The following is a 24,185-nucleotide window of genomic DNA, read 5'->3' as shown; positions in this document are numbered from 1 at the left end:
AGCACCGGCGCACACCGTGCCGACCATGTGGTCCCTCTGCTCGCTGAGGTACGGGGCATCAGCAGTGGTCGGGGACGAGGCCGCGCGTTGGCCGGATTTGGTGCTTTCTTCGGGGTGTTGCCGGACCTACAGTGACTGTATGACCGGATTCGATATCTGGTCACGGGGGTTGCGGGGCAGCGGCCGGGCAGGCCACGGGGGAGTGGTTGTGGAGCACGCGGAGCGTGGGCAGCGCATCCTGGCGGCAGCGGGGGAGTTGCTGCTGGCGTGGGGCTACCGGCGGGTGACGATCGATGAGATAGCCCGCCGTGCCAAGGTCGGGAAGGGCACTGTCTACCTGCACTGGCGGACGAAGGACGCCCTGCTGCTGGCGGTTTTGCTCACGTACAAGGCGCGTAGCCAGCGGCGTGAGCTGGAGCGTATGCGCGCCGACCCCCTGGAGATTCTGCCGAGCCGGATGATGCACGGGCACTACCGCGACTTCCTGGAGGAGCCGGTCCTGCGTGCCGTCTACACCGATGACTCCGACGTGCTGGGCCGGCTCAATGACATAGCCAAGAAGGAACTCGCGGGGCTGATGGCGGAGGGCGAGCGCGTCCTGCAGCGTCATCTTGAAGTGCTGCGCGAGCACGGCCTGGTGCGCACCGACAGCGACGTCAGCCATCAGCGCTATGCCCTGATGGCGATGGCGACCGGCTTCTTCATGGCCGAGGCACTGCTCTTCGACCGTGCCCCGGGCCCTGCGGAGATACGGGCCGACATCCTCGCTCACACGGTCCGCGGCGCGCTGGAAACCCGCACGGGCTCCGATTCCCCTGATGACGGCTCCAGCACGGATGCCGCGGTCGCTGCCGCTGCCGCCGCCGCACCCGAGATCATCGCGCTCTACGAGCACCTGGAAGAACTCAGCGCACAGGAAATGCGCCGGCAATTGCGCCACTGACCCCCCCACACGTGGAGGAGAACGAACGATGTCCGAAGCACCCGCTGTCTCCCCGCTCGCCGCACACGTCGGCAAGCACCCGGGCGAGCCGAACGTCATGGACCCCGAGCTGGTGAACGACCCGTTCAGCGGCTACGGCAAGCTGCGCGAGCAGGGCCCCGTCGTCCGCGGCCGGTTCATCGACGACTCGCCCGTATGGTTCGTGACGCGCTTCGAGGAAGTCCGCGAGGTCCTGCGCGACCAGCGGTTCGCGAACAACCCGGCCGTGGCCGGGACCGAGCCGGGCGATGACCCCCTGTCGCGGATGGTGGAGGTGTTGGGCATCCCCGAGCACCTCCGCGTCTACATGGAGGGCTCGATACTCAACTGCGACGCTCCTGACCACACCCGGCTCCGCCGTCTGGTGTCGCGGGCCTTCACGGCACGCAAGATCACCGGCCTGCGCCCACGGGTCGAGCAGATCGCCGACGAGCTGCTGGCCCGGCTGCCCGAGCATGCCGAGGACGGCGTCGTCGACCTCATCGAGCACTTCGCCTATCCCCTGCCCATCACGGTCATCTGCGAGCTCGTCGGCATCCCTGAGGCGGACCGCCCGCAGTGGCGGGCATGGGGCGCCGACCTCATCTCGCTGGAGCCGGAGGCGCTCGCCAGGACCTTCCCGGCGATGATCGACCACATCCACGAACTGGTCCGCGAACGCCGCCAGGCGCTGACCGACGACCTGCTCAGCGAGCTCGTCCGTACGCATGACGACGACGGCAGCCGGCTCAGCGACGTCGAGATGGTCACCATGATCCTCACCCTGGTCCTGGCCGGCCACGAGACCACCGCCCACCTCATCGCCAATGGCACGGCCGCTCTGCTCACCCACCCCGACCAGCAGCGGTTGGTCACGACGGACCCGGGGATTCTCCCGCGCGCCGTCCATGAGCTGATGCGCTGGTGCGGACCGGTGCACGCGACCCAGCTGCGCTACGCCTCCGAGGACATCGACCTCGCCGGCACCCGCATCAGCAAGGGCGAGGCGGTGCAACTGGTCCTGGTCTCGGCGAACTTCGATCCCCGCCACTACTCCGACCCCGACCGCCTCGATGTGACCCGCCACCCTGTGGGCCAGGCCGAGAACCACGTGGGCTTCGGCCATGGCATGCACTACTGCCTGGGCGCCACGCTCGCGCGACAGGAGGGCGAAGTCGCCTTCGGCCGGCTGCTCTCGCACTACCCCGGCATATCACTGGCCGTGGAACCGGACGCTCTGGAGCGCGTCCCCCTGCCCGGGAGCTGGCGGCTGGCGTCCCTGCCGGTGCGGTTGCGGTAGCGGCGGGGACGTGGCACTGGGCCCGCGCAGTGGGCCCGGTTACGCGACACCGCACCGGTGCGACCCGGGCTCGTTTCGGTGGGCACCGGTGCGGACTTGGGCCGTAGGAAAGGCGCGGAGGCGGCGGCCCCACTGCCGCGGTCCGGAAAATTCTCAAGAGTTCCGGGGAGCTGTCGATCCGGCCCTCTCCCGTTCGTGGCAAGGGTGAGAGGCAGGCACAAGACCTCGCCCGGACTGAGGGGTTACCACGCCGCGTTACCTGACCATGGTCCGCGTCCATGAGTTCTGCCCACGCCCCCGGCCAGCGTGGGCAGAGCGCCCCGCAGTTCAGGCGCGCCGCACGCGAGGGCCGCCCGCCTATCGCGCCGGGCGCCCCCTCGTCCTGGCCGACTTCGCCCTGGTCGGCTCCATCGCGGCCATCTCCGCGATTCCTTCCGAGAAGCCGACCGGCGGTACGAACCCGAGGCACCGCTTGGCCGCGGAGATGTCGAACCAGTGCGGTTGGACGAGTTCGGCCACCAGGAAGCGGCTCAGTTCCCGCGTGCCGGTGGTGCGGGCGAGGTGCGCGGCCGTGTCGCGGACCGTGGCCGCCGCGTGCGCCAGCCGCGTGGGCACGGAGCACCACTCGGCGCGGATCCCGGTGCTCGCCAGGAAGAGCGTGGCGATGATGCGCAGCGGACGGGGATCGTCCTGGGTGATGAAGTAGGCGCGGCCGTCGACGGGTTGGCGTTGGTGGAGGAGGTCCAGGGCGAGCAGGTGGGCGTGGGCGGCGGTGCGCAGGTGGGTGGTGTCGACGAGGTTGGTGCCGTCCCCGGGCATGAACAGGCGGCGGCCGCGGACCGCGCGCAGCAGGGCCGGCAGGAAGTGGGGGTCGCCGGGGCCCCAGATGATGTGCGGGCGCAGGGAGCAGGTGGCCAGGGCGGGGCGGTTGGCGGCCAGCACGAGTTGTTCGGCGCGTGCCTTGGTCCAGGGGTAGGCGGCCAGGTGGCGCTCGGGGTAGGGGATGCGTTCGTCGGCGTTCCGCAGCCCGCCAGGGGGGAAGACGACGCTGGCGGTGGAGGTGTGGACGAGGGTGCGTACGGCGTGTGCGCGGCACTGTTTGAGGAGGTTGCGGGTGCCGTGGACGTTGGTCATCCAGTACGGGCGCATCGGCCCGCTGACGCCGGCGAGAGCCGCGGTGTGGATGACGGCGTCGCAGCCGGCGACGGCCCGGGACACGGCGGTGGGGTCGACGAGGTCGCCTTGGTGCTGGTGGACGCCGAGGCGGGCCAACGTGGCGCTGGGGCGACGGCTGAGGGACTGGGTCCGGGTTCCGCGGGCGATGAGCCGGCGGCAGATCTCGGTGCCGAGGAAGCCGCTGCCTCCGGTGACGAGGACCCGGGCGGGGCCGGTCATGTGGTCTCCCTTACGCGCTTCGCGGCCCAGGCGGCCAGCCGTTCGCGATCGATCTTGGAGTTGTGGCGGATGTCGGTGGGAAAGCGCGGGTGGATGAGGACGGAGCCGATGTGGTGGCCCTGCGGGTGGCGGTCGAGGACCTCGCGGAGGGCGGCCCGAGCGGTGCGGCGGTCCCGGCCGCGGTGGGCGGTACCGTCCAGTTCCGCGCAGAGCACGGCTCGCTGCTGCCCGGCCGGGCCGACGCCGACCAGGGCGCTGCGTCGTACGCCCGGTGCCGTGTCCGCCGCTGTTTCGATGTCCTCCGTGTTCAGGACGCAGGCGGCGCCGATGACGCGTTGCGACGTGCGGCCGTGGAACCACAGGCGTCCCTGGTCGTCGAGGCGTCCCAGGTCACCGGTGCGGTGCAGCAGACCGCAGTCGGCGGCGATCTTGGTGTCGGCGGTGGCCTGCGGGCGGGCGTGATAAGCGGGACTGACGTTACGGCCGGCGACGGCGATCTCGCCCACCCCTGTGGCGTCGGCCTCCAGGACGCGCACCTCGACTCCGGGCACCACGCGGCCGACGCATGTTCCCCGGTGCGGCATGTCCGCGTCGTTCCGCAGGGCGTGCAGTTCCCTGGTGGTGACGGCGCTGACCGGCAGGCATTCGGTGGCGCCGTAGACGCTCAACACCTGGGCGTCCGGACGGAGCACCGAGTGCAATGTGTCGGCCAGCCGGGCGCGGAGCGGGGCGCCGAAAGCCAGCACCCGGTCGACGGAGGGCAGGGTGAGCCCGTGGTGCGCGCAGTGGCCGGCCAGCAGGCCGAGTACGGCGGGGGAGGCGGCGACCACCGACGCGCGGTGTGCCAGCAGGGGGCGCAGGACGCGTTCGGGAGGTGTGCGGGCCGGGGCGAGGTGGTTGACGGCCGGGCAGAGTGTGGTCAGCCCGAGGGCCGGGCCGAGCAGGGCGATGGGCAGGAAGCCGGAGAGCAGCACCCCGCCCGGGTCCGGGGCCAGGACCGGTCGGAGGGCGTCGACCTGCCCGGCCAGTGTGCCGCACCGGTACTCCGCGCCCTTGGGCACTCCTGTGGAGCCCGAAGTGAACGCGATGATCGCCAAATCCTCCGGGTCCGGTTCCGGAGCCTCCAGCGCCGGGCCCCCGACGTCCGGCACCGCCACCGGCAACCGCCGCCCCAGCCCCGGCAGGAGGGCGCGGCGGGTCACCAAGGGCGTACGGACATGGCCGGGTGCCCAGCGCAGCGCCCGGAGCCCCATATGGGCCAGGGGCTCACCGACGAACACCTCAGGGGCCACGTCGTCCAGGCAGGCCCGGAGCCGGGCGCCGGGCATGCCCGGTTCCAGCAGCACCGGGACGGCGCCGATGGCGAGCAACCCGTAGGCCACGGCCACTAGTTCGTACGGGCCCCGGGTCATCGTCACCGCCTTGTGGCCGCGGCGGACCCCGGCGGCCCGGAGCGCCTCGGCCACGGCATGGCAGCCCGCGGACAGGCGGGCGTAGCTGATGGACTGCCCGGAACCGTTCCGGCGGCCGGGGACCAGCGCCGTGGCGTCGGGACGGGACCGGGCGAGCTCCGCCACCTGTGCGTAGAGGCCGGCTCCGCTGGTCGTCATGCCGTCTCCCGGAGGAAGTCGCGGATGTGGCCCCCGAGTTCCTCGGCGGCGTCCTCCATCACGTAGTGACCGGCGTCGGCGTACTGGTGGACGCGGGCCTGCGGGAAACGGTCCGTCCATGCGTCCAGTACGAGCGGGGTGAAGACCGGATCCCGCATTCCCCAGCCGACGAACACCGGCAGTCCGGCCAGGCCGCTGCCGCCGTCCGGGGGTTCGAGCAACCGCCACGACGGCTCGTCGTCGTGACGCGGAATGCTGCGGACGAACGCGACAACGGCCCTCCGGTCCCGGAGCCGGGCGTACGGCCGCAGATACGCCCGCCGTTCCGCGGCGGGCAGCGGACGGACGACCCCGGCGCGTACGGCGGTGCGGGCGAAGGCGTTGGTGAGGTGGGTGAGGGCGGCGATGGGGGCGGAGTCCCTGATGCACCTCAGGGGGAGGGGCAGACGGTAGCCCGGCGGCCAGCGGAAGGCGATGGTGTTGAGGACGACCAGCCGGGTCACCGCGCCCGGATTGCGCAGTGCCCAGGCGAAGCCGAGCGGCCCGCCCCAGTCGTGCATCACCAGGGTCCACCCCTGGCCGGGCAGTCGTCGTTCGTCGGTGAGATGGCCGAAGAAAGCTTCCAGGGCGTCGAGTTGACCTTCGTAGCGGTCGGTGAGGCCGGGGGGCACCGGAGGGCGGGGGGACAGGCCCATGCCCGGGAGGTCCGGGGCCAGGCACCGGACATGCGGTGACAGGGCGGGCAGCAGATGCCGCCAGGTGTAGCTCCACGAAGGGTTGCCGTGCAGGAGCAGGACGGGGTCGCCCGAGCCGGTGTCGAGGTAGTGCTGGCCGGTGGCGGGGACGCGGTGCCAATGGGCCGGGCCGGGATAGCCGGGCAGCGCGCCGGGCGGGATGACGGGTGGTGGCAGGGTTCCCGGGGGTGCCGTGATCGCGTTCATGGCGCGCTCACAGCCTGATGAGGGCGAGGCCCACGCTGGTACCGCTGGCCAGTCCGATCAGCCCCACCGTGTCGCCCGGCTCCACCCGGTGGGTCTGCTGGGCCTCGACCAGTTGCAGGGGCAGGGAAGCGGACGCGCAGTTGCCGTGCTCGGCCACGGTGGCGATGCAGCGGCTCACGGGCAGCCGGAGCTTGCCCGAGGTGTCGTGGAACTGCTGCAGCGTGATCTGGTGGAAGGCGATGAACGCGCTCTCGCGGATCGCCCGCAGTTCCCGGTGGGCGGGTTCCAGGTGCGACGGCAGGTTGTCGAGTGCGGTGCTCAGGAGGTCTCCGCTGAGCTGCAGGGACGTGCACTCGTCGTCGTTCGACCGGCCGCGCAGGGAACCGCCGCCCGCCACGACACAGGCTTCCCAGGCCGCGGATTCGGCACTGAAGGACAGGGTCAGCACTCCCGGGTCGCCGTCCCCGGCGGGGCCCGCGGTCAGCAGGAGGGCCGCGCCGGCATCGGAGACGGTGTATCCGGGCATGGCCCGCAGCAGGGCCTCGTGGTCGGGTACGCGCCAGCGGGTGGCGTCGGTGGCGCTCTCACCGCAGGCGATCAGCACCGTCCGGTACCGGCCGACCGCGATGAAGGAGCAGGCCACCTCGACGGCGTTGAGCACGCTGTTGCAGGCGTTCTTGACGTCGAATACGGGGCAGGAGGCGCCGAGTTTGGCGGCCACGATGTGCGCGGTGGCCGGTTCGATGAGGTCCTGCGCGGTGGCGGCGAACAGCAGCAGATCCACCTCGCCGATATCCGCCCCGGCGGAGCACAGCGTCTTGACGGCGGCCGCCACCGCGAGGTCGGAAGCCTGCACACCCTCGTCCCGCACGTGGACGCCGCGTACTCCGGTGACGTACTCCAGCAGGCCGGGAGGCGGAGCGTACGCGCCACCGGACGCCGCGATCCTTGCCCGGGTCTCTTCCATGGTCCGGTAGCGGGACGGCAGGTGGACGGCGATTGCGGACAGACGGGCACGCGGGCTGTCGAACACAAGGGGCACTCTAAAGCAGACAAAACATCAACTCACCTGCCATAGAGGTTAATTCATTCGATCTGGTCAAAACCGGCTGCGGTCGGCGCCGAGTTGGGTAGCCCCCTCAAAAAGGAACCGCGGGACAGCCGTGCGCGGCGGAACGGAGGCACGGATGGGGCGTGACGATCAGGCCGTGGCCGTGGTGGGCGCCGGCTGTCGCCTGCCCGGAGGGATCGACGACCTGCCGGGTCTGTGGACCGCCCTGAAGGAGCGGCGCGACGCGGTCGGCGAGATGCCCGCGGACCGGTTCGACAAGTCCCGCTTCGTGGACCCCGGGGCCCTCCGGCCCGGCCGCAGCTACACCGCTGCCGGGGGATTCCTCGACGACGTGGCCGGCTTCGACGCCGCCTACTTCGGCATCTCGCCCAAGGAAGCCGCGCATATCGACCCCCAGCAGCGGCTGCTGCTGGAAATGGCGGTCGAGGCGATCGACGACGCCGGGATCCCCGCCGAGTCGCTCGCCGGGTCGGACACCTGTGTCTTCGTCGGGATCTCCGACCCGGCCTACGGTCAGTTGCAGGCGACCCTCGGCGACCACACCAGCCCCTACACCATGAGCGGCGCCACCCTGTCGATCGCCGCCAACCGCCTGTCGTACGTCTTCGACCTGCGCGGACCGAGCGTGTCGGTCGACACCGCCTGTTCCTCCGCCCTGGTGGCCCTGGACCGGGCCTGCCGGACACTGCTGGACGGCACCAGCCGCACCGCGCTGGTCGGTGGTGTCAATGTGCTGACCAGCCCCTACGGTTTCGCGGGCTTCTCACACGCGGCGATGCTGTCGCGGCGCGGACGGTGTGCGGCGTTCTCCGCCGACGCCGACGGTTTCGTACGGGCCGAGGGCGGGGGCGTCGTCGTCCTCAAGCGGCTGGCCGACGCGCTGGCCGACGGCGACCGGATCCACGGGGTGATCGCCGGCACCGGCACCAACTGCGACGGCCGCACCCAGGGCATGGCCCTGCCCAGTTCCCCGGTGCAGGAGGCGCTGCTGCGCGCCGTCTGCGCGCGGGCGGGCGTGGAGCCGGACGATCTCGTGTACTTCGAGGCGCACGGCACCGGCACCCCGGCCGGTGATCCGGCGGAGGCGAACGCCATCGGACGGGCGCTCGGCCGGCGGCGTACCGTCGGGCCGCTGCCGATCGGCTCGGTCAAGTCCAACCTGGGACACCTGGAACCGGCCGCCGGCATGCCCAGCCTGTGCAAGGCGCTGCTGGTACTGCGGCACGCCGAGGCCCCGGCGACGCTGCACGCCCACCCGCTCAGCCCGGCCATCGACTTCGACGGACTCGGACTGCTGCCCACCGTCGAGCCCGTCGCCCTGCCGGCCGGGGACCGGGCCGCGGTGGGCATCAACTCCTTCGGTTTCGGCGGCGCCAACGCCCATGCCGTGCTGACCGGGCCGCCCGCTCCGCCCGTACGGGAAGAGGGCGGCGGGGGCCGGGTGCCGGTGATGATCTCCGCTCGTTCGGCCACCGCCTTGCGGGAACTGGCCGCCCGGGTCTCGACGCGGCTGCGGGAAGCGGCCCCCGACGAGTTCCACGACCTGTCGCACACCACCACCCGGCGCCGCAGCGCCCATCCACACCGCGCCGCGGTCCTGGCCGACAGCGCGGACGCGGCGGCCGGGGAGCTGGAGCGGCTCTTCGCCGGTGAGCCCGCGGCCGGGGCCATGACACGCGCGGCCGACCGGGACACGGTGGCGTACGTCTTCTCCGGCAACGCCTCGCAGTGGCCCGGCATGGCCGCCGACCTGCTGACCGGCGAACCGGTCTTCCGGGAAGCCGTCGAAGCGGCCGACCATGCCCTGGCCGCGTATCTGGACTGGTCAGTGGCGAAGGAGCTGGCCCGGCCCACCGATGCGCGCTGGCAGCGCACCGAGTTCGCCCAGCCCCTCCTGTTCGCCGTCCAGGCGGGACTGACGGAACTGCTCGCCGCCCGGGGCCTGTGGCCGTCCGCCGTGGCCGGCCACAGCGTCGGCGAAGTGGCCGCCGCCCACGCCGCCGGTGCACTGACGCTGGAGCAGGCGGCCCGGGTGATCGCGGAGCGCAGCCGTGCGCAGGGGCAGACGGCGGGCACCGGCCGGATGGCCGCGGTCGGGCTGCCGGAGGAAGCGGCCCGGGAAGCACTGGCCCGCTACGACGGCGCCCTGGAGATCGCCGGAATCAACAGCGACCAGGACGTCACCGTCGCCGGCGACCCGGACGCCCTCATCGCACTCGGGGCCGAACTGGCCGCCCGGGACACCTTCTTCCGTGAACTGGACCTGGACTACGCCTTCCACACCCGCGCCATGGATCCGATCGCCGGCCCCTTGCATGCCGCGCTGGCCGACCTGAACCCCGGCCCCTCCCGCATCCCGTTCGTCTCCACCGTCACCGGAGCCCCGCTGTCCGGCGAGGAGCTGACGGCCGCGTACTGGTGGCGCAACGTCCGCGAGCCGGTCCGCTTCGCCGCCGCCATCGGCCATGTCCTCGCCGAGGAGGCCGACATTCTCCTGGAAATCGGCCCGCACCCGGTGCTGCGCCCCTACCTGCGTCGCACCAGGGCCACGCACATCCCCACCCTCCGCCGTGACGGGGACGGGGCCCGGGACCTGAGCGCAGCGGTAGCCGCCCTGCTCGCGGCGGGTGCCGCCGTGGACTGGCTAACCCACTTCCCGCGCGCGGGAAGGGTCACGGACCTGCCCGCCTACCCCTGGCAGCGCGTCCGCCACTGGCACGGCACCCCGCAGGACCTGGTCTTGCGTACCAGCGGCACCGGTCTGCTCGACCACCCGCTCCTGGGTGAACGCCTCCCCGCCCCGCACCCGCTGTGGGAAGGTCCCGTCGAACCGCAACTGGTGCCCTGGCTGGGCGACCACCGGATCGGCGGAACGGTGCTGATGCCCGCCACCGGATACGTCGAGATGGCCCTGTCCGCCGGCCGACGAGCCCTGAACCGGCCGGCGGAGGTACGGCACCTGGAGATCTCCCGCCCGCTTCCCTTCCCGGACTGGCCCGACCCCGGCCTGGTCCGGCTCCAGACCGCCGTCACACCGGACGACGGCACCCTCACCATCAGCAGCAACCAGGGCCGCGGCAGCGAGTGCCTGCCCGTCGTCCGCGCCCAGGTCCGCTCGCTCCTCGGCTCCGCTCCCGCACCTCTCGACCCCGAGGCGATCCGCGCCCGGTGCCCCCGCTCGATCAGTGCCACCGACTACTACCGGACCTGCCATCGGGTCGGCCTGGGCGTCGGGCCTGCCTTCCAGCTATTGCGCGAACTGCACGTGGGAGAAGGAGAGTTGCTGGCCTCCTATCGGTACGAGGAGCCCGGCGAGCCGTACACCGTCCACCCGGTGCTGTTGGACGCACCGCTCCAGGCCACCGTCGCACTCGTCGAACAGTGGATGGGCGGCGGCAAGGGCTATCTGCCGTCCGTATTCGGCTCCGTACGGGTGTGGCGCACCCCCTCACCGGACGGCATCGTGCATCTGCGTCAACGCGCCCGCACCGAGAACGAGTTCTGCTGGGACATCACCTACGCCGACGAGGACGGCACCGTCACCGCCGAGATCGAGGGCTGCCGCACCCGCAGTTCACGCACCGTCGACCACACCCCACTGGCCGTTCAGCGCACCGTTCTGCGCGCCGCTCCCCACCCGGACACCCCCGCCGACCCCTCGCCCCTGCCCCCGGTCACCGAACTGGCCGCCGCCGCCGCCGAGGGCCGCATCGCCGCACACCGTACGACCCTGCTGGAGAGCGGCTACGAGCAGTTCACGGCGGCCGTCGAGGAAGCGGGCGCGCACTGCTGGGGCGAGGCCCTGTCCGGACTGCTCGCCGACCCCCGGACCGCCTTCGGCATGCCCGAACTCATGGCCGGGGGACTGCAGCCGGGGCACCGGCGACTGGTCCGGCTGATGCTGCCGCTCGTGATCCGCCACGGCCTGGCCGAGCCGGCCGGTGACGCCCTGTGGCGGCTGACCGCTGCGGAGCCGCAACCCCACACGAAACTGCGTGACCTGGTGGACGGCCATCCGGCCTTCAGTGCCGAAACCGTCCTCCTCAACCGGCAGTTGCGCCACCTGCCCGAGGTGCTGCGCGGCGACGCGGACGCGGCGGAACTCGTGCCGGCCGGTGACCCGATGGTCGAGCAGCTCCACGACACGGCACCCGCTCACCGCTTCACCCACCACATCGCCCGCGCCCTGCTGAGCGAGCTGGTCCGACACTGGCCGGCCGACCGTCCGCTGCGCATCCTGGAGTTCGGCGCCGGAACACACGCCCTGACCGCCGCCCTGCTGCCCCTCCTGCCGCCCGAGCGCACCCGCTATACCCGCACCGCCGCCTCCACCGCGACCTTCGCCCGCGCGGAACGCCGTTTCGCCGCCTACGACTTCGTCCGGCACCAGACCCTCAACCCGGACGCCGACCCGCTCGACCAGGGCTTCCCCGACGGCGGCTGCGACCTCATCATCACCGGCGACGCCCTGCATACCGCCACCGACCTGGCCAGCACCCTGCGCGGCCTCCGCACCCTCCTGGCTCCCGGCGGCCGGCTGCTCGCCGTGGAACCGCACCACGCACCGCGGCTCGGCCTCCTCTGGGGGGCCACGGACGACTTCTGGCAGCGCCGTGACCTCGAACTGCGCCCGGAGACCCGGCTGCTGCCGCACGACCGCTGGCCCCGGCTGCTGGCGGAATGCGGCTTCACCCACACCGTGCGGCACGGCACCGAGGACCGTTCCGTCCTCCTGACCACCGCCGAACGCCCTCCGGCTGCGCCGCCCGCCCCACCGCGTACGGCCGACACGTCCTGGGTCATCGCCACCGAGACGCCCGCCGAGGCCCCGCTCGCACAGGAACTCGCCGGGCTGACGGGCAATGCCGTCGTCGTCACCGCCTCCGGCGACACTGCCGCATGGAGCACCGCGCTGCCGGCCGAGGGCTCCGCGCACATCGTTCTGCTGCTCGCCGAGGGCGAGGGTGCGGGCGCGCCGAGCGGTGCCGGCGAGCCCGGCGGTGACGATGAGCCTGCCGGTGCGGGCGAGTCCAGCGGTGATGATGAGCCTGCCGGTGCCGGCGAGCCCGGCGGCGACGACGCGCATGCCGGTACGGACGCCATCGTCACCCGCACCACCCGACGTGCCGCCACGCTCCGTGCCCTGGTGGCCGCCTGCGGGGCCCTGCCGGACGGTGTACGACCCCACGTGTGGCTCATCACCCGGCCCAGCGGCCTCTTCCCCGTGCCCGAACGACCGGCGCACCCGGCCGACGCCGCCATCTGGGCCGCCGCCCGGACCCTCACCAACGAGCAGCCAGAGCTGGGGATTCGCCGCGTCTCCCTCGACCGCGCCGACGATCCGGCCACCGATGCGCGACGTCTCGTGCGGGAACTCCTCACCCCCGGCGACGAAGACGAAATCGTCCTCACCCGGGCCGGCCGCTTCGTCCCCCGGGAGACGCAGCATCCGGCCGACCGGCTCCCCGCCACCGACCAGGGTTCCCCCTACATCCTGGACGTGGACACCCCCGGGTTCTCCCGACGGCTCGTATGGCGTCAGACCGAGCGGCGGCAGCCGGGACCGGGCGAGATCGAGGTCGAGCTGCGGGCGTGCGGACTCAACTACCGGGATCCGATGCGCGCCAATGGGCTCCTGCCGCCGGAGGCCGTCGAGGGCAGTCCGCTGAGCCGGGGACTGGGCACCGACGGAGCCGGTATCGTCACCGTGGTCGGCCCCGGGGTGAGCACCCCCGCCCCCGGCGAACGAGTCTCCGGCCTGGTGGGCGCCGCCCTGGCCTCGCACACCGTCGCCTCCGCCGCCGCCGTCACGCCGCTTCCCGACGACATGAGCTACGCCGAGGCGGCGACCTTCTCCGTGGCCTTCCTGACCGTCCACCACGCCCTCGCCCACCAGGCCCAGCCGCTCCCCGGCGAGACCCTCCTGGTGCACGGCGGCGCGGGCGCCGTCGGCCAGGCCGTGATCCAGTGCGCCCGGAACCTGGGTCTCCATGTGATCGCCACCGCCGGCACCGACCTCAAACGTGACCTGCTGCGCACCCTGGGCGCCGAACACGTACTGGACTCCCGCACCCGGGACTTCGCACCGCGCATCCGTGAACTGACCGACGGCCGAGGCGTCGACATCGTCGTCAACTCGCTCAGCGGCGAGGCCATCGCCCAGAGCCTGGAACTCCTCCGTCCCAACGGCCGCTTCATCGAACTCGGCAAGCGCGACATCTTCCTCAACAACCCTCTCCTTCTACGCCCGTTCCACCACAACCTCACCTTCATCGGCTTCAACCTCGACAAGATCATCTACGATCCGGTGCGGGGCCCACGCGTTCAGCAGGACGTACACCGCCGGATCGCCTCCGGCACCTACCGGCCGCTGCCACACACCGTCTATCCCGCGGCGCGCGTGGACGACGCCTTCCGGGTCCTCCAGCACTCCCAGCACACCGGCAAGGTCGTCATCTCCTTCGACCCACGGGACGAATCCGTCCCGGTCGCGCCCGCCCCGACCGCCCCCGCACTGGACCCGCACGGCACCTACCTGGTCACGGGCGGACTCGGCGGCTTCGGCGCCGCCACCGCCGACTGGCTCGCCGACTGCGGCGCCCGGCATCTCGCCCTGGTCAGCCGCCGGGGGCCCGAAGCACCGGAAGCCGCCGGAGTACTGGACCGGCTGCGGCGACGCGGCGTCCGCGCCACCGCCTACGCGGCCGACGTCACCGACGAGACGGCCGTACGCCGCGTCCTCACCGCCGTCGACGACAGCGGGCACCGCCTGCGCGGCGTCGCCCACTGCGCCATGCAGCTGGACGATGCCCCCCTCGCCGAGCTCGACGACGCCCGTTTCGCCGCCGTCCTCGCCCCCAAGATGGCCGGCGCCGGCATCCTCCACCGCCTCACCGCAGACCGCGACCTCGACCTGTTCCTCCTCTACTCCTCTGTCACCGCCACCACCGGCAACCCGACCCAGGCCCCCTACGTCGCCGGGAACGCCTACCTGGAAGCCCTGACCCGCGCCCGCCGCCACGCCGGACTGCCCGGCACCGCGATTGCCTGGGGCCCGATCGCCGAGACCGGCTACGTCGCCCGCAACAACCTCGGCCCCGCCATGACCGGCCTGGGCTTCGAACCGGTCACCCCGGCCGAAATCTTCGGCACCGCCGACCAACTACTCGCCGCGGACACCGATGTCGCCGGCGTCGGCCGCTACCGCTGGCCCCGCGCCCGCCGTCTGCTGCCCGCCCTGGCGGCGCCCCGCTACCACCTCCTCGTCCCTCCCGGCACCGAGGACGCCGACGACGCCCGCGAGGAACTGCTGCGTTCTCTCGCCACGATGGCGCCGGACGACGCCATCCGCACCATCACCGAAGCGCTGTGCCGCATCCTCGCCGGCGTCCTGCAGACCGACCCGTCCGACATCGACCCCCAGCGACCGCTGACAGACATCGGCCTCGACTCTCTGATGGGCGCCGAGTTCCTGGTCGGCACCCGCGAACAGTTCGACATCCGTGTGGCACCGGGGGAGTTCACCGCCGGCGGGCACAGACTGACCGATGTGGCCCGCCTGGTCCACGACCGCCTGGGCTTGGCACAGGCACCGGGGGAGAGCGCCACGACGTAGCAGCACAGCGGGGACGGCTCTCTCGCGCCCGGTCAGCCTGGTCGAGGAGCAGAACGTGCCGCCTTGCCCGCGCTCACGCCACCTCCGTGAGCCTGTGGACCGCGGCCTCGGCCCCCCCCCGGCCATCCGGCACATAGGCCAGGAAGTGGTGGCCAGGCTCCTCGACGGCAGCCAACTTGACGTAACGCAGCCGCAGTTCACCGGCCGCCGGATGCCGGAAGTGCCGCACCGCGGGCCGGTAGGCGGCTGTCTCCCTCCGCTCGTACCACCGGGCCGCGTCCGGATCCCCCACGATCTGGCCGATGATCTCGGCGTACCGCGGGTCGCCGGGATGGCGGGCGGCGTTGGCGCGGAACTGGCCCAGCAAAGCGCGTGCCGGGCCCGGGTGATGCGATGCTCGCTCGCCGGGGCGGCGGTCGCCGCGCTCTGCTCGGCGCTGGCCCCCGGCGCCACGTTGCTCATCGTCGCCCGTGGGGCAGCGGGTGCCTGCTTCGCCGCCTTCATTGCGGCCTCGCTGACGTACGTGGGCGACACCGTGCCCGCTGAGATACGTCAGCGCCCGCTCAGCGGACTGATGACCGCGTTCGCCCTGGGTACAGCGGTGGCCACCGTGGTGGCCGGTGCTCTGGCGCACTATGTGAGCTGGCGCCTGGTCTTCGCGCTGCCGGGACTGTTCGCCGCCTGCCTCACGGTGGCCCTGCGCCGGCTGCCCGAACCGGAACGGGAGCCTTCCGGCCCCCTGCTGGCCTCGATCCGTGTGGTCATGCGCTCACGGTGGCAGTGGTACGTGATGGCCGTGGCGCTCCTTGAAGGGGCCGTGTTGCCGGGCTTGCTGACGTACCCGGCCCCCGCGCTGGAGGACCGGGGTGTGCCGGCCGACCACCCTGGCCGGCGCGGTGGCCGCCCTGTACGGGGTCGGCTCCATGACGGCGGCTCAGGTGGTCAAGCGTCTGGTCGGCCGGTGGCAGCCATCCACGATCATCCTGGTGGGCGGCATACAAATGGCGGCCGCCTATACGACCGCCGAGGTGAGCCTGTCCGTCCCGGCACTGGTACCGACCGCTCTGCTGCTGGGGGGCGGCTGGTCGTTCATGCACTCCACCATCCAGTCATGGGCAACCGCTCTGACGCCGACGGCCAGGGCCACCGGGGTCGTCATGTCCGGTGTGGCCCTCTACGTCGGCAGTGCGCCGGCCAGCGGCTTCACCGCGGACGCGGCGGAACACCGAGCGTACCGGGGGCTCTTCCTGCTCGCCGCCGTCCTCACCGTCCCGCTGACCCTCGCGGCGGGAATCGGCCGCGTCCGCTGTCGGGACCTGCCGGGACCGGATACGGCCGAGCAGGACGGGAGAAATGTAAGCACGCTTACATTCCACGGCAGGGCCCGCTCCTAGCGTCAAAAGTAGCCATACAACCGCAACCACCTGCTCCGGAAGGACACGGCCATGGCTACCACCGCACACGTTTTCCCGAGCCCCGCCGTCATCCCCCTCCATGCGGTCATCGGCGCCGCTTCCGGGGTGGTCGGTGGTATCGGGATGGGCATCTGGATGTCCGTCTCCAGGCCGATGATGGACACCGCGATGATCACGATGGTCGCCGGGCTGCTCGGCTCGACCAACGCCTTCGCGGGCTGGCTGATCCATCTGGCCATCGCGATCTCCGCCGGTATCGCCTTCGGCGCGCTGCTGGGGCAGTGGGCCGCACGGATGGCGCCCGCCGCGCTTCTCGGCCTGGCCTACGGCGCCGTCCTGTGGTTCATCGGGGCACTGTGGATCATGCCGGCGAACATGGGTATGCCGGTCTTCGAGTGGAATGACGTCACCAGCTCCAGCCTGGGCGCCCACCTCGTCTACGGGCTCCTCCTGGGCCTCGCGTACGCCGGCATCCACAAGGCCATGCAGCAGCGCGGTCACACCGAATCATGACCGACAGGGACCGCACCTCCCCGCCTCCCGCAGGAGGAGACGCCGCGCATCACTCGGCCAACCACACCACCCTCAACGACACCGCCGCGCCGTACGGGACCGTCCCCGGCGAAGGCTCCGCCCGCTACTGTCTGGAGGAAGGGGCCCGTGGCCTTGCCCACCCGGTCTGGGGCGCGGCCCCGCCCCCATGGGCCCCCGGACGGCGTGAGGAGGCGGCGTACGTGATGGAAACCGGCGAGGATGCCGAGAAGACCTGGTGTCTGTCCGAGGTCGACATCTTCCGCGATCTGAACGAGCAGGAGATGGCGGCCATCGCGGAGGCCGCCCCGATGAAGACCTACGCCGCCGGGGAAATGCTCTACATCCCGGAGCAGCCGTGTGAGGTGCTCTTCATCCTCAAACGCGGCCGGATCCGGATCTTCCGCGTCTCCGGCGACGGACGCGCCCTGACCACCGCGATCCTCAGCCCGGGCACGATCTTCGGCGAGATGCTGCTGCTCGGCCAGCGGATGTACGGCAACTTCGCCGAGGCCCTGGACGATGTCACCGTCTGCGTGATGAACCGCGCCGACGTCGACCGCTTCCTGCTCTCCGACGTACGGATCGCCACCCGCATCACCGAGATCCTCGGCCGCCGCCTGGCCGACCTCGAACAACGGCTGTCCGACAGCGTCTTCAAGTCCGTACCGCAGCGCATCGCCACCACTCTGACCACCCTCACCCCCGAGGCGGCGGCGGGCCTGCCGCTGCGGCCCGGTGCCCGGCACCCGCAGATCGCCCTCACCCACGAGCAGCTCGCCGCCCTGGCCGGTACCTCCCGCGAGACCACCACCAAGGTGCTGCACGACTACGCGGAGCGCGGTCTGCTGCGTCTGGGCCGCGGCCGGATCACGGTCCTGGAACCGGACCGGCTGCGCGACGCGGCGGGCTAGGTGTGCTGTCCCGGCACGTTGGAGCAGGGCCGGAAAGGCCCCGGCGCCGGAACCGGACCGGCGTCGACGCGGCCGGCGGCCGGAGCCGCCCGGCGCCACCCGACGCAACCCCGTTCTCCTTGGCATTAATCGGACGTATGTCACTGTTCTGGCCGTGCCCTCGCTCGTCCGGACCACCGAGAGGTTTGGACAGAGGGCGCGAAACATACCAGTGGCCATGGAGGGCGGCGACCGCCGTCCCTGTGCGAAGGAGAAGCTCCTCATGCGAAACCACCTGCTGCGCCGCGTTGCTCTCGGCACCGCGGCCACGTTCCTGGCTGCCGGCGCCGTCGTCGCCGGCTCCGGCGCCGCGTCGGCCGCCACCAGTGACAAGCCGGCGAAGTCCACCAGCTCCCACAGAGGGGGAGGCACCGACGACAAGTGCGGCTGCGGTCATGGCAGTGGCGGGTACAGCTACAGCGATGGTAAGGGAGGCTACGGCCACGTGGGCTACGGCAAGGGAGGCTATGGCCACGTGGGCTACGGCGGCTACGGCGGCCCCGGCCTGCTGAGCTGGCTCATCTTCTGACCCGGCGGCAGTGGTAACCCACATACGGCTGGGAGGAGTTCGGCGGCGAACTCCTCCCGGCCACGCGGCTCTCACCCGGCCCGTCGCAGTGCGGCGGGCCGGCTGGGGTGAGTCCCGGGGGCGGTGTCCCGTGGCCCCGGCAGCGTCAGCAGGAAGACAGCGGCATCAATGCGGCGGCGGCCGGCGGTACGTAGCGGACGCCGAGCACCTCAGCACCGGTTGACGGCGTTCTCGCCGTACACCCGCCGGCCTTTGCCCGTGCGTTCCGACTCCAGCAGTCCCTGCTGCTCGTAGTAACGGATCGACCGCCGACTCGCACCCGTGCGCTCGGCCAGCTCACCGATCCGCATGGTCCCTCCCTGACCACCACGATGCGATGCCCGGTTGACATCACGCGCATCATGATCAGCGATCTCGGTTCCCCGGTGCCACCACCGGCCCGGCACGAGATCATCAGGCCCTGGAACAGTTCGGCCAGTCACGGAAGTCGCGGGAGCGGCTCCACAGCCGTTTCGCCGACTGGATGTTCCACTCCGGATCGAGCGCGTCGCGCGGAGTGCCTGCCAGGTCGCGCAGCCGGGCGTCGGAGATCTGGAAGACCCCCCAGTTCCTGGTGCCGTCGGTGTTCGGCAGGATGTGCAGCGGGTCGAGCAAGGACTGGCAGTCGGCCACCTTGACCGCTCGGTGCGGCGCCTCGGGGAACACCTCCCGGATGCGCTCGCGCACCTTCTCGCGGGGCCAGGTGTGCAGCCTCACCCTCGACTCGTACAGGGCTTCCTTCTCCTGCTCGCCCACGATCCCGTTGGGGCGCATGCCTGCGAACACTTGAAAGGCCGTCACACGACGCAGGGTCTGTGGCCCGAAGCTGCTGTCGATCTCGATATCGGCTCCCGCGCGGGACAGCAGACGCTGCAGCTCCCGTACGCATTCGTCGTGCTCGCCCATGCTGACCACCGGAGAGCAGGCGTCCGAGAAGAGGGGCCGCTGTTCGCTGCTGCCCGATGAGCGTGACGGAGAGAGAAAAGAGACGGACCATATGGTAGCGCTCAGGGCGAGCACGGCCGCGACGGCGATGAGGGGCGTATCCCTGCCGGGCCATCGCCGCTGCCATTGCCGTTGCCATGGCCATCGCCTACGGCGGATGCCGGGCTCCGGCTCCTCCCTGGGGTCGTCCGCCGGCTCTTCCTCCGGTTCTGCTTCCCCGTCCGGTGCTGCCACTGCCCCTGCCGCTTCCTCCACGTGTGGCTCTGCCTGCAGTGCCGGCTCCGCCTTCGGCCGCCGCGCCTGCAGGTCACGGCTCGCGTCCGCCAGGGCCCAGAGTTTGTGGAGTCTGCGCAGTTCCTCGGAAGACGCGCCGCAGACCGTGGCGAGGTGGTGCACCGTTCCGTAGTCCAACGGTACGGCAGAGCCCGAACAGTAGCGATGCAGGCTTGAACGGCTGCTTCCGGTTTTCTTGGCGAGGGCCCCGTAACTGAAGCCGGCCCGCTCCTTGAATGTTCGTAGACACGCTGCGAATCGGTCACATTCCGCACGCTGCGTCATATTGCCTCCCCCGAAGCCGGGACGCTGTTCGCGCATCCCGATTTTTTTCACTGTGCCAGAGGTTGCCCGTGCCTGTCCCTGAGTTGTTTCAGGGGGCAGTTGCGCCGGGTTCGTCCCAGGGCCGTCCCACCGGGTGGGCGACTGCACAGGTCACACGGGGCGGGTCGTCCCGGTGTCCCGTCCCAGCCGGGATTCGTTGCAGGTCAGCGCGGTGCCTTGGCAGCGTCGGAGTCGTTCCACCCACGCAGAAACCACTCGCATCGACGTACAAGGAGAACCCGCAAAATGCGCAAGCTTCGCCCCGGGCTCGCCGCCGCCACGGTCGCAGCGGCCGCCGTCACCACGCTCGCCGTACCTGCCGGCGCCAGCGCCGCCCCGAACAAGCCCACCGCCGTCACCGTGGAGTCGGGTACGCAGGCCGAGTCCGCGAAAGCCCGTTGCACCCACTGGAAGACGCTCAGGATCTCCAAGGGGCACCTGACCTACAAGGCGTGCAAGTCGAGGGGCTACATCAAGGTGACCGGGCACCTGCACGACACCCGGAGGGACGGCAGGGCCGTCTACGGCAAGGTGCGGTTCCGTCCCAGTGGGCACAAGCACTACTACCGTGCGACCGACCGCCACAGGGTCACATCGATCAACACCGGCTGGCACCGGGCCCGATCCGTCGTCCTGTCGATTCGCTGACCGACGGTCCGCTGACAAGCTGACGCGCTGACACCTTGAGGCAAGCGTGAGCGAGACAGAGGCCCCGTCCGGTCGGGCCGACCGGACGGGGCCAGGCCGGCGGGCAGGGCCTGGGCCATGACGCATGCCGCAAAAAAAGAAGGTCGAGTCAAGCCATCACCCTCGATAGGGTCTAAGGCATGCCGAAGCACCTGTTATTCGTAAGCCTTGTCGGACACGGGCACGTCAACCCCACGCTGCCGTTGGTGGAGGAACTCGTACGGAGAGGGCATCGGGTGGACTATGCCACCACAGGAGAACACTCCGACGCGGTCACCAGGGCCGGCGCGCGCTGGATCGAGCTCCAGTCGCCGGAGCCGATAGCACCGCCACGCGAGATCACCGTCCAAGCCTTCGCCGACTTCATGTCCTATCTGTTCGCAGCGATGCGCATGGCCTATCCGGTGCTGCGCGAGCGCTGCATCGGCGAGCCGCCGGACGCGATCTGCTACGACGGAATGAACTGGCCGGCCCGACTCGTCGCTCAACAGCTGGGAATTCCCGCTGTGCAGACCATTCCGAACTTCGCCTCGAACGAGGTGTATTCGCTCTTCGACGAGTTCATGGCCGGATCCGAGGACGACCAGGCCATAGCGACCGCACTCGCCGCCGACTGCGCGGCCTTCTCCGCCGAACACGGGGTCCCGCTGGACCCGGGATTCGTCATGGACGTCAAAGAGAAGCTGAACCTCGTATTCATACCGAAGGAGTTCCAGCCCGCCGGCGACACCTTCGACGAGACCTTCCACTTCATCGGCCCCTCCATAGGCAGTCGGGCGAGCGCCGAACCATGGTCGCCGTCCGACCCGGAAGCTCCGGTGCTGTTCATTTCTCTGGGAACGGTCTTCACCGACCGTCCCGAGTTCTACCGCACCTGCATCGACGCATTCGGCGACGGACCGTGGCAGGTGGCAATGACCGTGGGCGATGTGGACCCGGCCACGCTGGGAGCCATTCCGCCCGCCTTCGACGTACGACCGCGGTTTCCGCAGCCGGCCGTACTACGGCAGGCCGCGGCCTTCGTCTCCCACGCCGGCATGAACTCCACGATGGAGGCGCTGCATTACGGCGTACCACTGATCACCGTCCCGCAAATGCCCGAACAGGCCGCCAACGCCGGCCGCGTACGGGAACTGGGGCTCGGCGAGCAACTGGACGCGCGCAACGTGACCCCCGAGTCATTGCGGGCCGCGGTCACCCGAGTCGCCTCCGACTCCACGGTGCGTGCCCACCTCGACCGGATGCGCAAGGTCGTCACGGGGAGCGGCGGCGCCGTCCGCGGCGCGGAGGTGATCGAGAAGTACCTCCGCTGAAGGCGCTCGCATGATGTCGCGATCAGCCGCGATCAGTCGGGATCCGCAGTGATCGGTCGAGAGTGATCATCCTGGACCGACGTCAGATCGAGTGCCGCGCACTGCCCCGTACCGGTGTGCCAGTGCGGCCACGGCCTCGGTGATCGCTTGCCGCAGTCCGGGAGGGCCGAGCGCCTCGGGCCTCCGTGCCGAGCCGGAGCAGATCGCTGACCGCGACGGCCTGGGACTCGACCGGCATCTTCACCCGCACCCAGCCCTGCTCCGTTGATCTGCGCCACCCGTGGGAGACAGCGGCGAAGGGCCGTCTCCCCGAGCACACGTCCGTCATCTATCACAACCTCAGCATCGAGCACCGCCCCTATGACCAGGCGGGCTTGGGCCCGGAGGTGGAGACCGGGCCGTTCCTCGCGGCGAGGTACATGGAAGTGGCCCATGACGGCGTCAAGGAACTCCGCCAGGTCCTCGAAGTGATCGCCGCCGAGGACGGTCCGGTGGTGTTCCACTGCACGTCCGGCAAGGACCGCGCCGGACTGGTGGCCGCTCTCGTCCTTGCTCTGCTGGGAGTCCCGGAGTCGCAGATCATCGAGGATTTCACGCTCACCGAGCGTGCCACCGAGCGTCTGTTGGCAGATTGGCGGGCCGACCATCTTGTCCGGCAGCCGACGTGGCCGGATACGGCCACGCGCCGGCCGACGTCATGCGCCGGTTCCTCGCCGCCTTGGCCCAGCAGCACGGGTGCGTACGCGATGACACCCGTGATCTGCTGGGCGTCGACGACGACTTGGTGGCAGCTCTGCGTCGCAACCTGCTCGAACCGGCCCCCGGGTGTGAGCCGGCCTTCCGCCTCGCGATGGAACAGGACCTTCCCACGCTGGGTCCGCCTGCGTGACGATGCCGTACGTTGGCAGATCGCCAGGGGGATCGACCAGTGGAAGCCCGGTGGGCTCCTGGAAAAGCGACTCCGTACCCCCCTGATGCCGCCCGCGCCGGTACGAAATCCGTGCACCGGTCGCCGCCACCCGGACCGTCCGAAGGGGGTTGAGCGAGTCCGCCCGGCCCGGTCCGGTCACCGTCAGCAGACAATGCCCCCAATGGCTCGATACCTTGTGCTGGTAATTGCAATCCGGTTATTCGCGTCAGGGCATATTTGGGGGGGATGTGCCAGAGGGTAATCTGCTGTATTTCGCACCTCCGGGAATGAATGGAATTCGATCGACCGGCAGTTTTTGTACGTTCGAAATGATGGGAAAGCGGCACGCTGGAACGATCTCTCTTCACCGGCGCCGGGCAGCGTGGCCGTCTTCTGGGGTGACGCTGCGAAGCTCCCCACTGGGAGCCGCGGACGCTCGCGACCGTGGTGCCCCGCAGCGCAACCGCAGGCGGCGTGATGAGGCTCTCGCTGTGGCAGGGGCGGGTGCTGCGTACCCTTGTGTCGTCGTCCCGGTCGGGTAGGGCGGAAGGCCCCGAAGTGCCTCTGCATCTACCTGATGTGGCGTCCGGAAGGTCGGCATTCGGTCAGCGTGAGCCCGGTGAAGGAGCCTGGCGGCGGCTGCTCGGAAACGCGACTGGACATAGGGTGTGGAAACCGCCCCTGACCTGCAAAACGCAGGCAGGGAGCCTAGATCCTGGAGTCTCTCGATGATGCGTACCATGTTCAAGTCCAAGATCCACCGGGCCACGGTGACCGAGGCCGATCTGCACTACGTGGGGTCGGTCACCATCGACGCCGCGCTGATGGAGGCCGCCGACCTGCTGCCCGGTGAGCTCGTCCACATCGTCGACATCGACAACGGGGCCCGCCTGGAGACATATGTCATCGAGGGCGAGCGGGACTCGGGCGTCATCGGCATCAACGGGGCGGCCGCACATCTGGTGCACCCCGGTGACCTGGTCATTCTGATCAGCTACGCCCAGGTGGACGACGCGGAGGCCCGCGCGCTGCGCCCGAAGGTGGTGCATGCCGACGCGGACAACCGGATCGTCGCGCTGGGCGCCGACACCTCCGAGCCGGTGCCCGGCAGTGCTACGTCACGCAGCCCGAGGGCGGCCTCGGCGGTCTGAGGGCCCTGGGGCTGGCTCTTTTCATCGGGCGTTGCGCTTCACGCCGGAAAAAACCACTGTGGAATGCACCTAAAGGAACGTGACCGGCGGAGTTCCCAGCGAATGAACTATCCATTCCGGTGAATTCAAGGGAGGGATGTTCCGGGTGGATGACGCAGGCGGATCGAATCCGACCGCGTGTGCCCAGTCGACCGGGCAGAAGTCATTCTCCGGCCCCGGTC

18 protein-coding genes and 3 pseudogenes are annotated in these 24,185 nt (G+C 70.8%); 13 read left to right on the top strand and 8 right to left on the bottom strand.

Going from position 1 to position 24,185, the window contains the following annotated elements; translation table 11 throughout:
• The first annotated feature begins 139 nt into the window (after nucleotides 1-139).
• Together K9S39_RS02410 and K9S39_RS02405 are read left to right on the top strand one after the other, a co-directional pair.
• On the top strand, nucleotides 140-943 hold the full coding sequence (locus K9S39_RS02410) for a TetR/AcrR family transcriptional regulator (RefSeq protein ID WP_248861651.1): 804 nt from the start codon (nucleotides 140-142) through the stop codon (nucleotides 941-943).
• 28 nt (nucleotides 944-971) lie between these two features.
• Nucleotides 972-2,261 carry a cytochrome P450 family protein gene (locus K9S39_RS02405; protein WP_248861650.1) on the top strand — a complete coding sequence of 430 codons (1,290 nt, stop codon included), beginning with the start codon at nucleotides 972-974 and terminating at the stop codon, nucleotides 2,259-2,261.
• Nucleotides 2,262-2,618: 357 nt separating this feature from the next.
• Here K9S39_RS02405 and K9S39_RS02400 read toward each other — a convergent pair whose 3' ends face one another.
• Genes K9S39_RS02400 through K9S39_RS02385 form a run of 4 tightly spaced genes read right to left on the bottom strand, consistent with a single transcriptional unit; the run spans nucleotide 2,619 to nucleotide 7,240 of the window.
• Complete coding sequence (locus K9S39_RS02400) at nucleotides 2,619-3,656, bottom strand: NAD-dependent epimerase/dehydratase family protein (RefSeq protein ID WP_248861649.1); 1,038 nt, start codon at nucleotides 3,654-3,656, stop codon at nucleotides 2,619-2,621.
• Nucleotides 3,653-5,266, bottom strand: a complete 1,614-nt coding sequence (locus K9S39_RS02395; RefSeq protein WP_248861648.1) for an AMP-binding protein — start codon at nucleotides 5,264-5,266, stop codon at nucleotides 3,653-3,655. Before K9S39_RS02395 ends, K9S39_RS02400 begins: the two co-directional genes overlap by 4 nt.
• Nucleotides 5,263-6,207 (bottom strand): alpha/beta fold hydrolase, encoded by a 945-nt coding sequence (locus tag K9S39_RS02390; RefSeq protein ID WP_248861647.1) that lies wholly within the window; start codon nucleotides 6,205-6,207, stop codon nucleotides 5,263-5,265. Before K9S39_RS02390 ends, K9S39_RS02395 begins: the two co-directional genes overlap by 4 nt.
• A gap of 7 nt (nucleotides 6,208-6,214) precedes the next feature.
• A complete protein-coding gene (locus K9S39_RS02385; RefSeq protein WP_248861646.1) occupies nucleotides 6,215-7,240 on the bottom strand; it encodes a 3-oxoacyl-ACP synthase III family protein in 1,026 nt (341 codons plus the stop codon).
• A 154-nt stretch (nucleotides 7,241-7,394) separates the two neighbouring features.
• Here K9S39_RS02385 and K9S39_RS02380 point away from each other — a divergent pair, with 154 nt between their 5' ends.
• Complete coding sequence (locus K9S39_RS02380; protein WP_248861645.1) at nucleotides 7,395-14,894, top strand: type I polyketide synthase; 7,500 nt, start codon at nucleotides 7,395-7,397, stop codon at nucleotides 14,892-14,894.
• A 73-nt stretch (nucleotides 14,895-14,967) separates the two neighbouring features.
• Here the strand turns inward: K9S39_RS02380 and K9S39_RS02375 are convergent, their stop codons facing one another.
• The gene (locus K9S39_RS02375; protein ID WP_248868568.1) at nucleotides 14,968-15,261 is read right to left on the bottom strand and encodes an MmyB family transcriptional regulator; all 294 of its coding nucleotides are present in this window, start codon (nucleotides 15,259-15,261) and stop codon (nucleotides 14,968-14,970) included.
• Here K9S39_RS02375 and K9S39_RS02370 point away from each other — a divergent pair.
• The 5 genes and pseudogenes from K9S39_RS02370 to K9S39_RS02350 all read left to right on the top strand — a co-directional run.
• Nucleotides 15,226-15,702: pseudogene (locus K9S39_RS02370) on the top strand (MFS transporter); the annotation flags it as partial. The gene K9S39_RS02375 and the pseudogene K9S39_RS02370 overlap by 36 nt on opposite strands.
• Nucleotides 15,703-15,760: 58 nt before the next feature.
• Nucleotides 15,761-16,288, top strand: coding sequence for an MFS transporter (locus K9S39_RS02365; protein WP_248861644.1), 528 nt, complete (start codon nucleotides 15,761-15,763; stop codon nucleotides 16,286-16,288).
• 51 nt (nucleotides 16,289-16,339) lie between these two features.
• On the top strand, nucleotides 16,340-16,822 hold the full coding sequence (locus tag K9S39_RS02360) for a hypothetical protein (protein ID WP_248861643.1): 483 nt from the start codon (nucleotides 16,340-16,342) through the stop codon (nucleotides 16,820-16,822).
• The gene (locus K9S39_RS02355) at nucleotides 16,819-17,754 is read left to right on the top strand and encodes a Crp/Fnr family transcriptional regulator (protein WP_248861642.1); all 936 of its coding nucleotides are present in this window, start codon (nucleotides 16,819-16,821) and stop codon (nucleotides 17,752-17,754) included. Before K9S39_RS02360 ends, K9S39_RS02355 begins: the two co-directional genes overlap by 4 nt.
• A gap of 262 nt (nucleotides 17,755-18,016) precedes the next feature.
• Entirely contained in the window at nucleotides 18,017-18,322 is a 306-nt protein-coding gene (locus K9S39_RS02350) for a hypothetical protein (RefSeq protein ID WP_248861641.1), read from the top strand.
• 209 nt (nucleotides 18,323-18,531) lie between these two features.
• Here K9S39_RS02350 and K9S39_RS02345 read toward each other — a convergent pair whose 3' ends face one another.
• The gene (locus tag K9S39_RS02345; protein ID WP_319949524.1) at nucleotides 18,532-18,672 is read right to left on the bottom strand and encodes a MerR family transcriptional regulator; all 141 of its coding nucleotides are present in this window, start codon (nucleotides 18,670-18,672) and stop codon (nucleotides 18,532-18,534) included.
• 103 nt (nucleotides 18,673-18,775) lie between these two features.
• The gene (locus K9S39_RS02340) at nucleotides 18,776-19,864 is read right to left on the bottom strand and encodes a helix-turn-helix domain-containing protein (RefSeq protein WP_248861640.1); all 1,089 of its coding nucleotides are present in this window, start codon (nucleotides 19,862-19,864) and stop codon (nucleotides 18,776-18,778) included.
• A gap of 285 nt (nucleotides 19,865-20,149) precedes the next feature.
• Here K9S39_RS02340 and K9S39_RS02335 point away from each other — a divergent pair, with 285 nt between their 5' ends.
• Nucleotides 20,150-20,551: a hypothetical protein gene (locus K9S39_RS02335; protein ID WP_248861639.1), complete on the top strand. Its 402-nt coding sequence runs from the start codon at nucleotides 20,150-20,152 to the stop codon at nucleotides 20,549-20,551.
• Between the two features lie 179 nt (nucleotides 20,552-20,730).
• The gene (locus K9S39_RS02330; RefSeq protein WP_248861638.1) at nucleotides 20,731-21,903 is read left to right on the top strand and encodes a macrolide family glycosyltransferase; all 1,173 of its coding nucleotides are present in this window, start codon (nucleotides 20,731-20,733) and stop codon (nucleotides 21,901-21,903) included.
• Nucleotides 21,904-21,969: 66 nt separating this feature from the next.
• Here the strand turns inward: K9S39_RS02330 and K9S39_RS02325 are convergent.
• Nucleotides 21,970-22,159, bottom strand: a pseudogene (locus K9S39_RS02325) (transcriptional regulator); the annotation flags it as partial.
• On the opposite strand from K9S39_RS02325, the pseudogene K9S39_RS02320 reads away from it, so the two are divergent.
• The 3 genes and pseudogenes from K9S39_RS02320 to panD all read left to right on the top strand — a co-directional run.
• A pseudogene (locus K9S39_RS02320) lies at nucleotides 22,089-22,490 on the top strand (tyrosine-protein phosphatase); the annotation flags it as partial. The pseudogenes K9S39_RS02325 and K9S39_RS02320 sit on opposite strands and share 71 nt — an antisense overlap.
• Before the next feature lie 77 nt (nucleotides 22,491-22,567).
• Nucleotides 22,568-22,792, top strand: coding sequence for a tyrosine-protein phosphatase (locus tag K9S39_RS02315; RefSeq protein ID WP_248869218.1), 225 nt, complete (start codon nucleotides 22,568-22,570; stop codon nucleotides 22,790-22,792).
• Nucleotides 22,793-23,541: 749 nt separating this feature from the next.
• The gene (panD, locus tag K9S39_RS02310; protein ID WP_248861637.1) at nucleotides 23,542-23,964 is read left to right on the top strand and encodes an aspartate 1-decarboxylase; all 423 of its coding nucleotides are present in this window, start codon (nucleotides 23,542-23,544) and stop codon (nucleotides 23,962-23,964) included.
• Nucleotides 23,965-24,185 lie beyond the last annotated feature (221 nt).

This window comes from Streptomyces halobius, from assembly GCF_023277745.1.
Lineage (GTDB): Bacteria > Actinomycetota > Actinomycetes > Streptomycetales > Streptomycetaceae > Streptomyces > Streptomyces halobius.
Note: the sequence above shows the minus strand (reverse complement) of the source record. Positions and strands in the feature narration are given on the sequence as shown.

Bases quoted from the DNA above. Each gene is read 5' to 3' on its own strand.
- K9S39_RS02410 (WP_248861651.1), top strand. From the start codon at position 140: ATGACCGGATTCGATATCTGGTCACGGGGGTTGCGGGGCAGCGGCCGG.
- K9S39_RS02405 (WP_248861650.1), top strand. From the start codon at position 972: ATGTCCGAAGCACCCGCTGTCTCCCCGCTCGCCGCACACGTCGGCAAG.
- K9S39_RS02400 (WP_248861649.1), bottom strand. From the start codon at position 3,656: ATGACCGGCCCCGCCCGGGTCCTCGTCACCGGAGGCAGCGGCTTCCTC.
- K9S39_RS02395 (WP_248861648.1), bottom strand. From the start codon at position 5,266: ATGACGACCAGCGGAGCCGGCCTCTACGCACAGGTGGCGGAGCTCGCC.
- K9S39_RS02390 (WP_248861647.1), bottom strand. From the start codon at position 6,207: ATGAACGCGATCACGGCACCCCCGGGAACCCTGCCACCACCCGTCATC.
- K9S39_RS02380 (WP_248861645.1), top strand. From the start codon at position 7,395: ATGGGGCGTGACGATCAGGCCGTGGCCGTGGTGGGCGCCGGCTGTCGC.
- K9S39_RS02360 (WP_248861643.1), top strand. From the start codon at position 16,340: ATGGCTACCACCGCACACGTTTTCCCGAGCCCCGCCGTCATCCCCCTC.
- K9S39_RS02355 (WP_248861642.1), top strand. From the start codon at position 16,819: ATGACCGACAGGGACCGCACCTCCCCGCCTCCCGCAGGAGGAGACGCC.
- K9S39_RS02350 (WP_248861641.1), top strand. From the start codon at position 18,017: ATGCGAAACCACCTGCTGCGCCGCGTTGCTCTCGGCACCGCGGCCACG.
- K9S39_RS02345 (WP_319949524.1), bottom strand. From the start codon at position 18,672: ATGCGGATCGGTGAGCTGGCCGAGCGCACGGGTGCGAGTCGGCGGTCG.
- K9S39_RS02340 (WP_248861640.1), bottom strand. From the start codon at position 19,864: ATGACGCAGCGTGCGGAATGTGACCGATTCGCAGCGTGTCTACGAACA.
- K9S39_RS02335 (WP_248861639.1), top strand. From the start codon at position 20,150: ATGCGCAAGCTTCGCCCCGGGCTCGCCGCCGCCACGGTCGCAGCGGCC.
- K9S39_RS02330 (WP_248861638.1), top strand. From the start codon at position 20,731: ATGCCGAAGCACCTGTTATTCGTAAGCCTTGTCGGACACGGGCACGTC.
- panD (WP_248861637.1), top strand. From the start codon at position 23,542: ATGATGCGTACCATGTTCAAGTCCAAGATCCACCGGGCCACGGTGACC.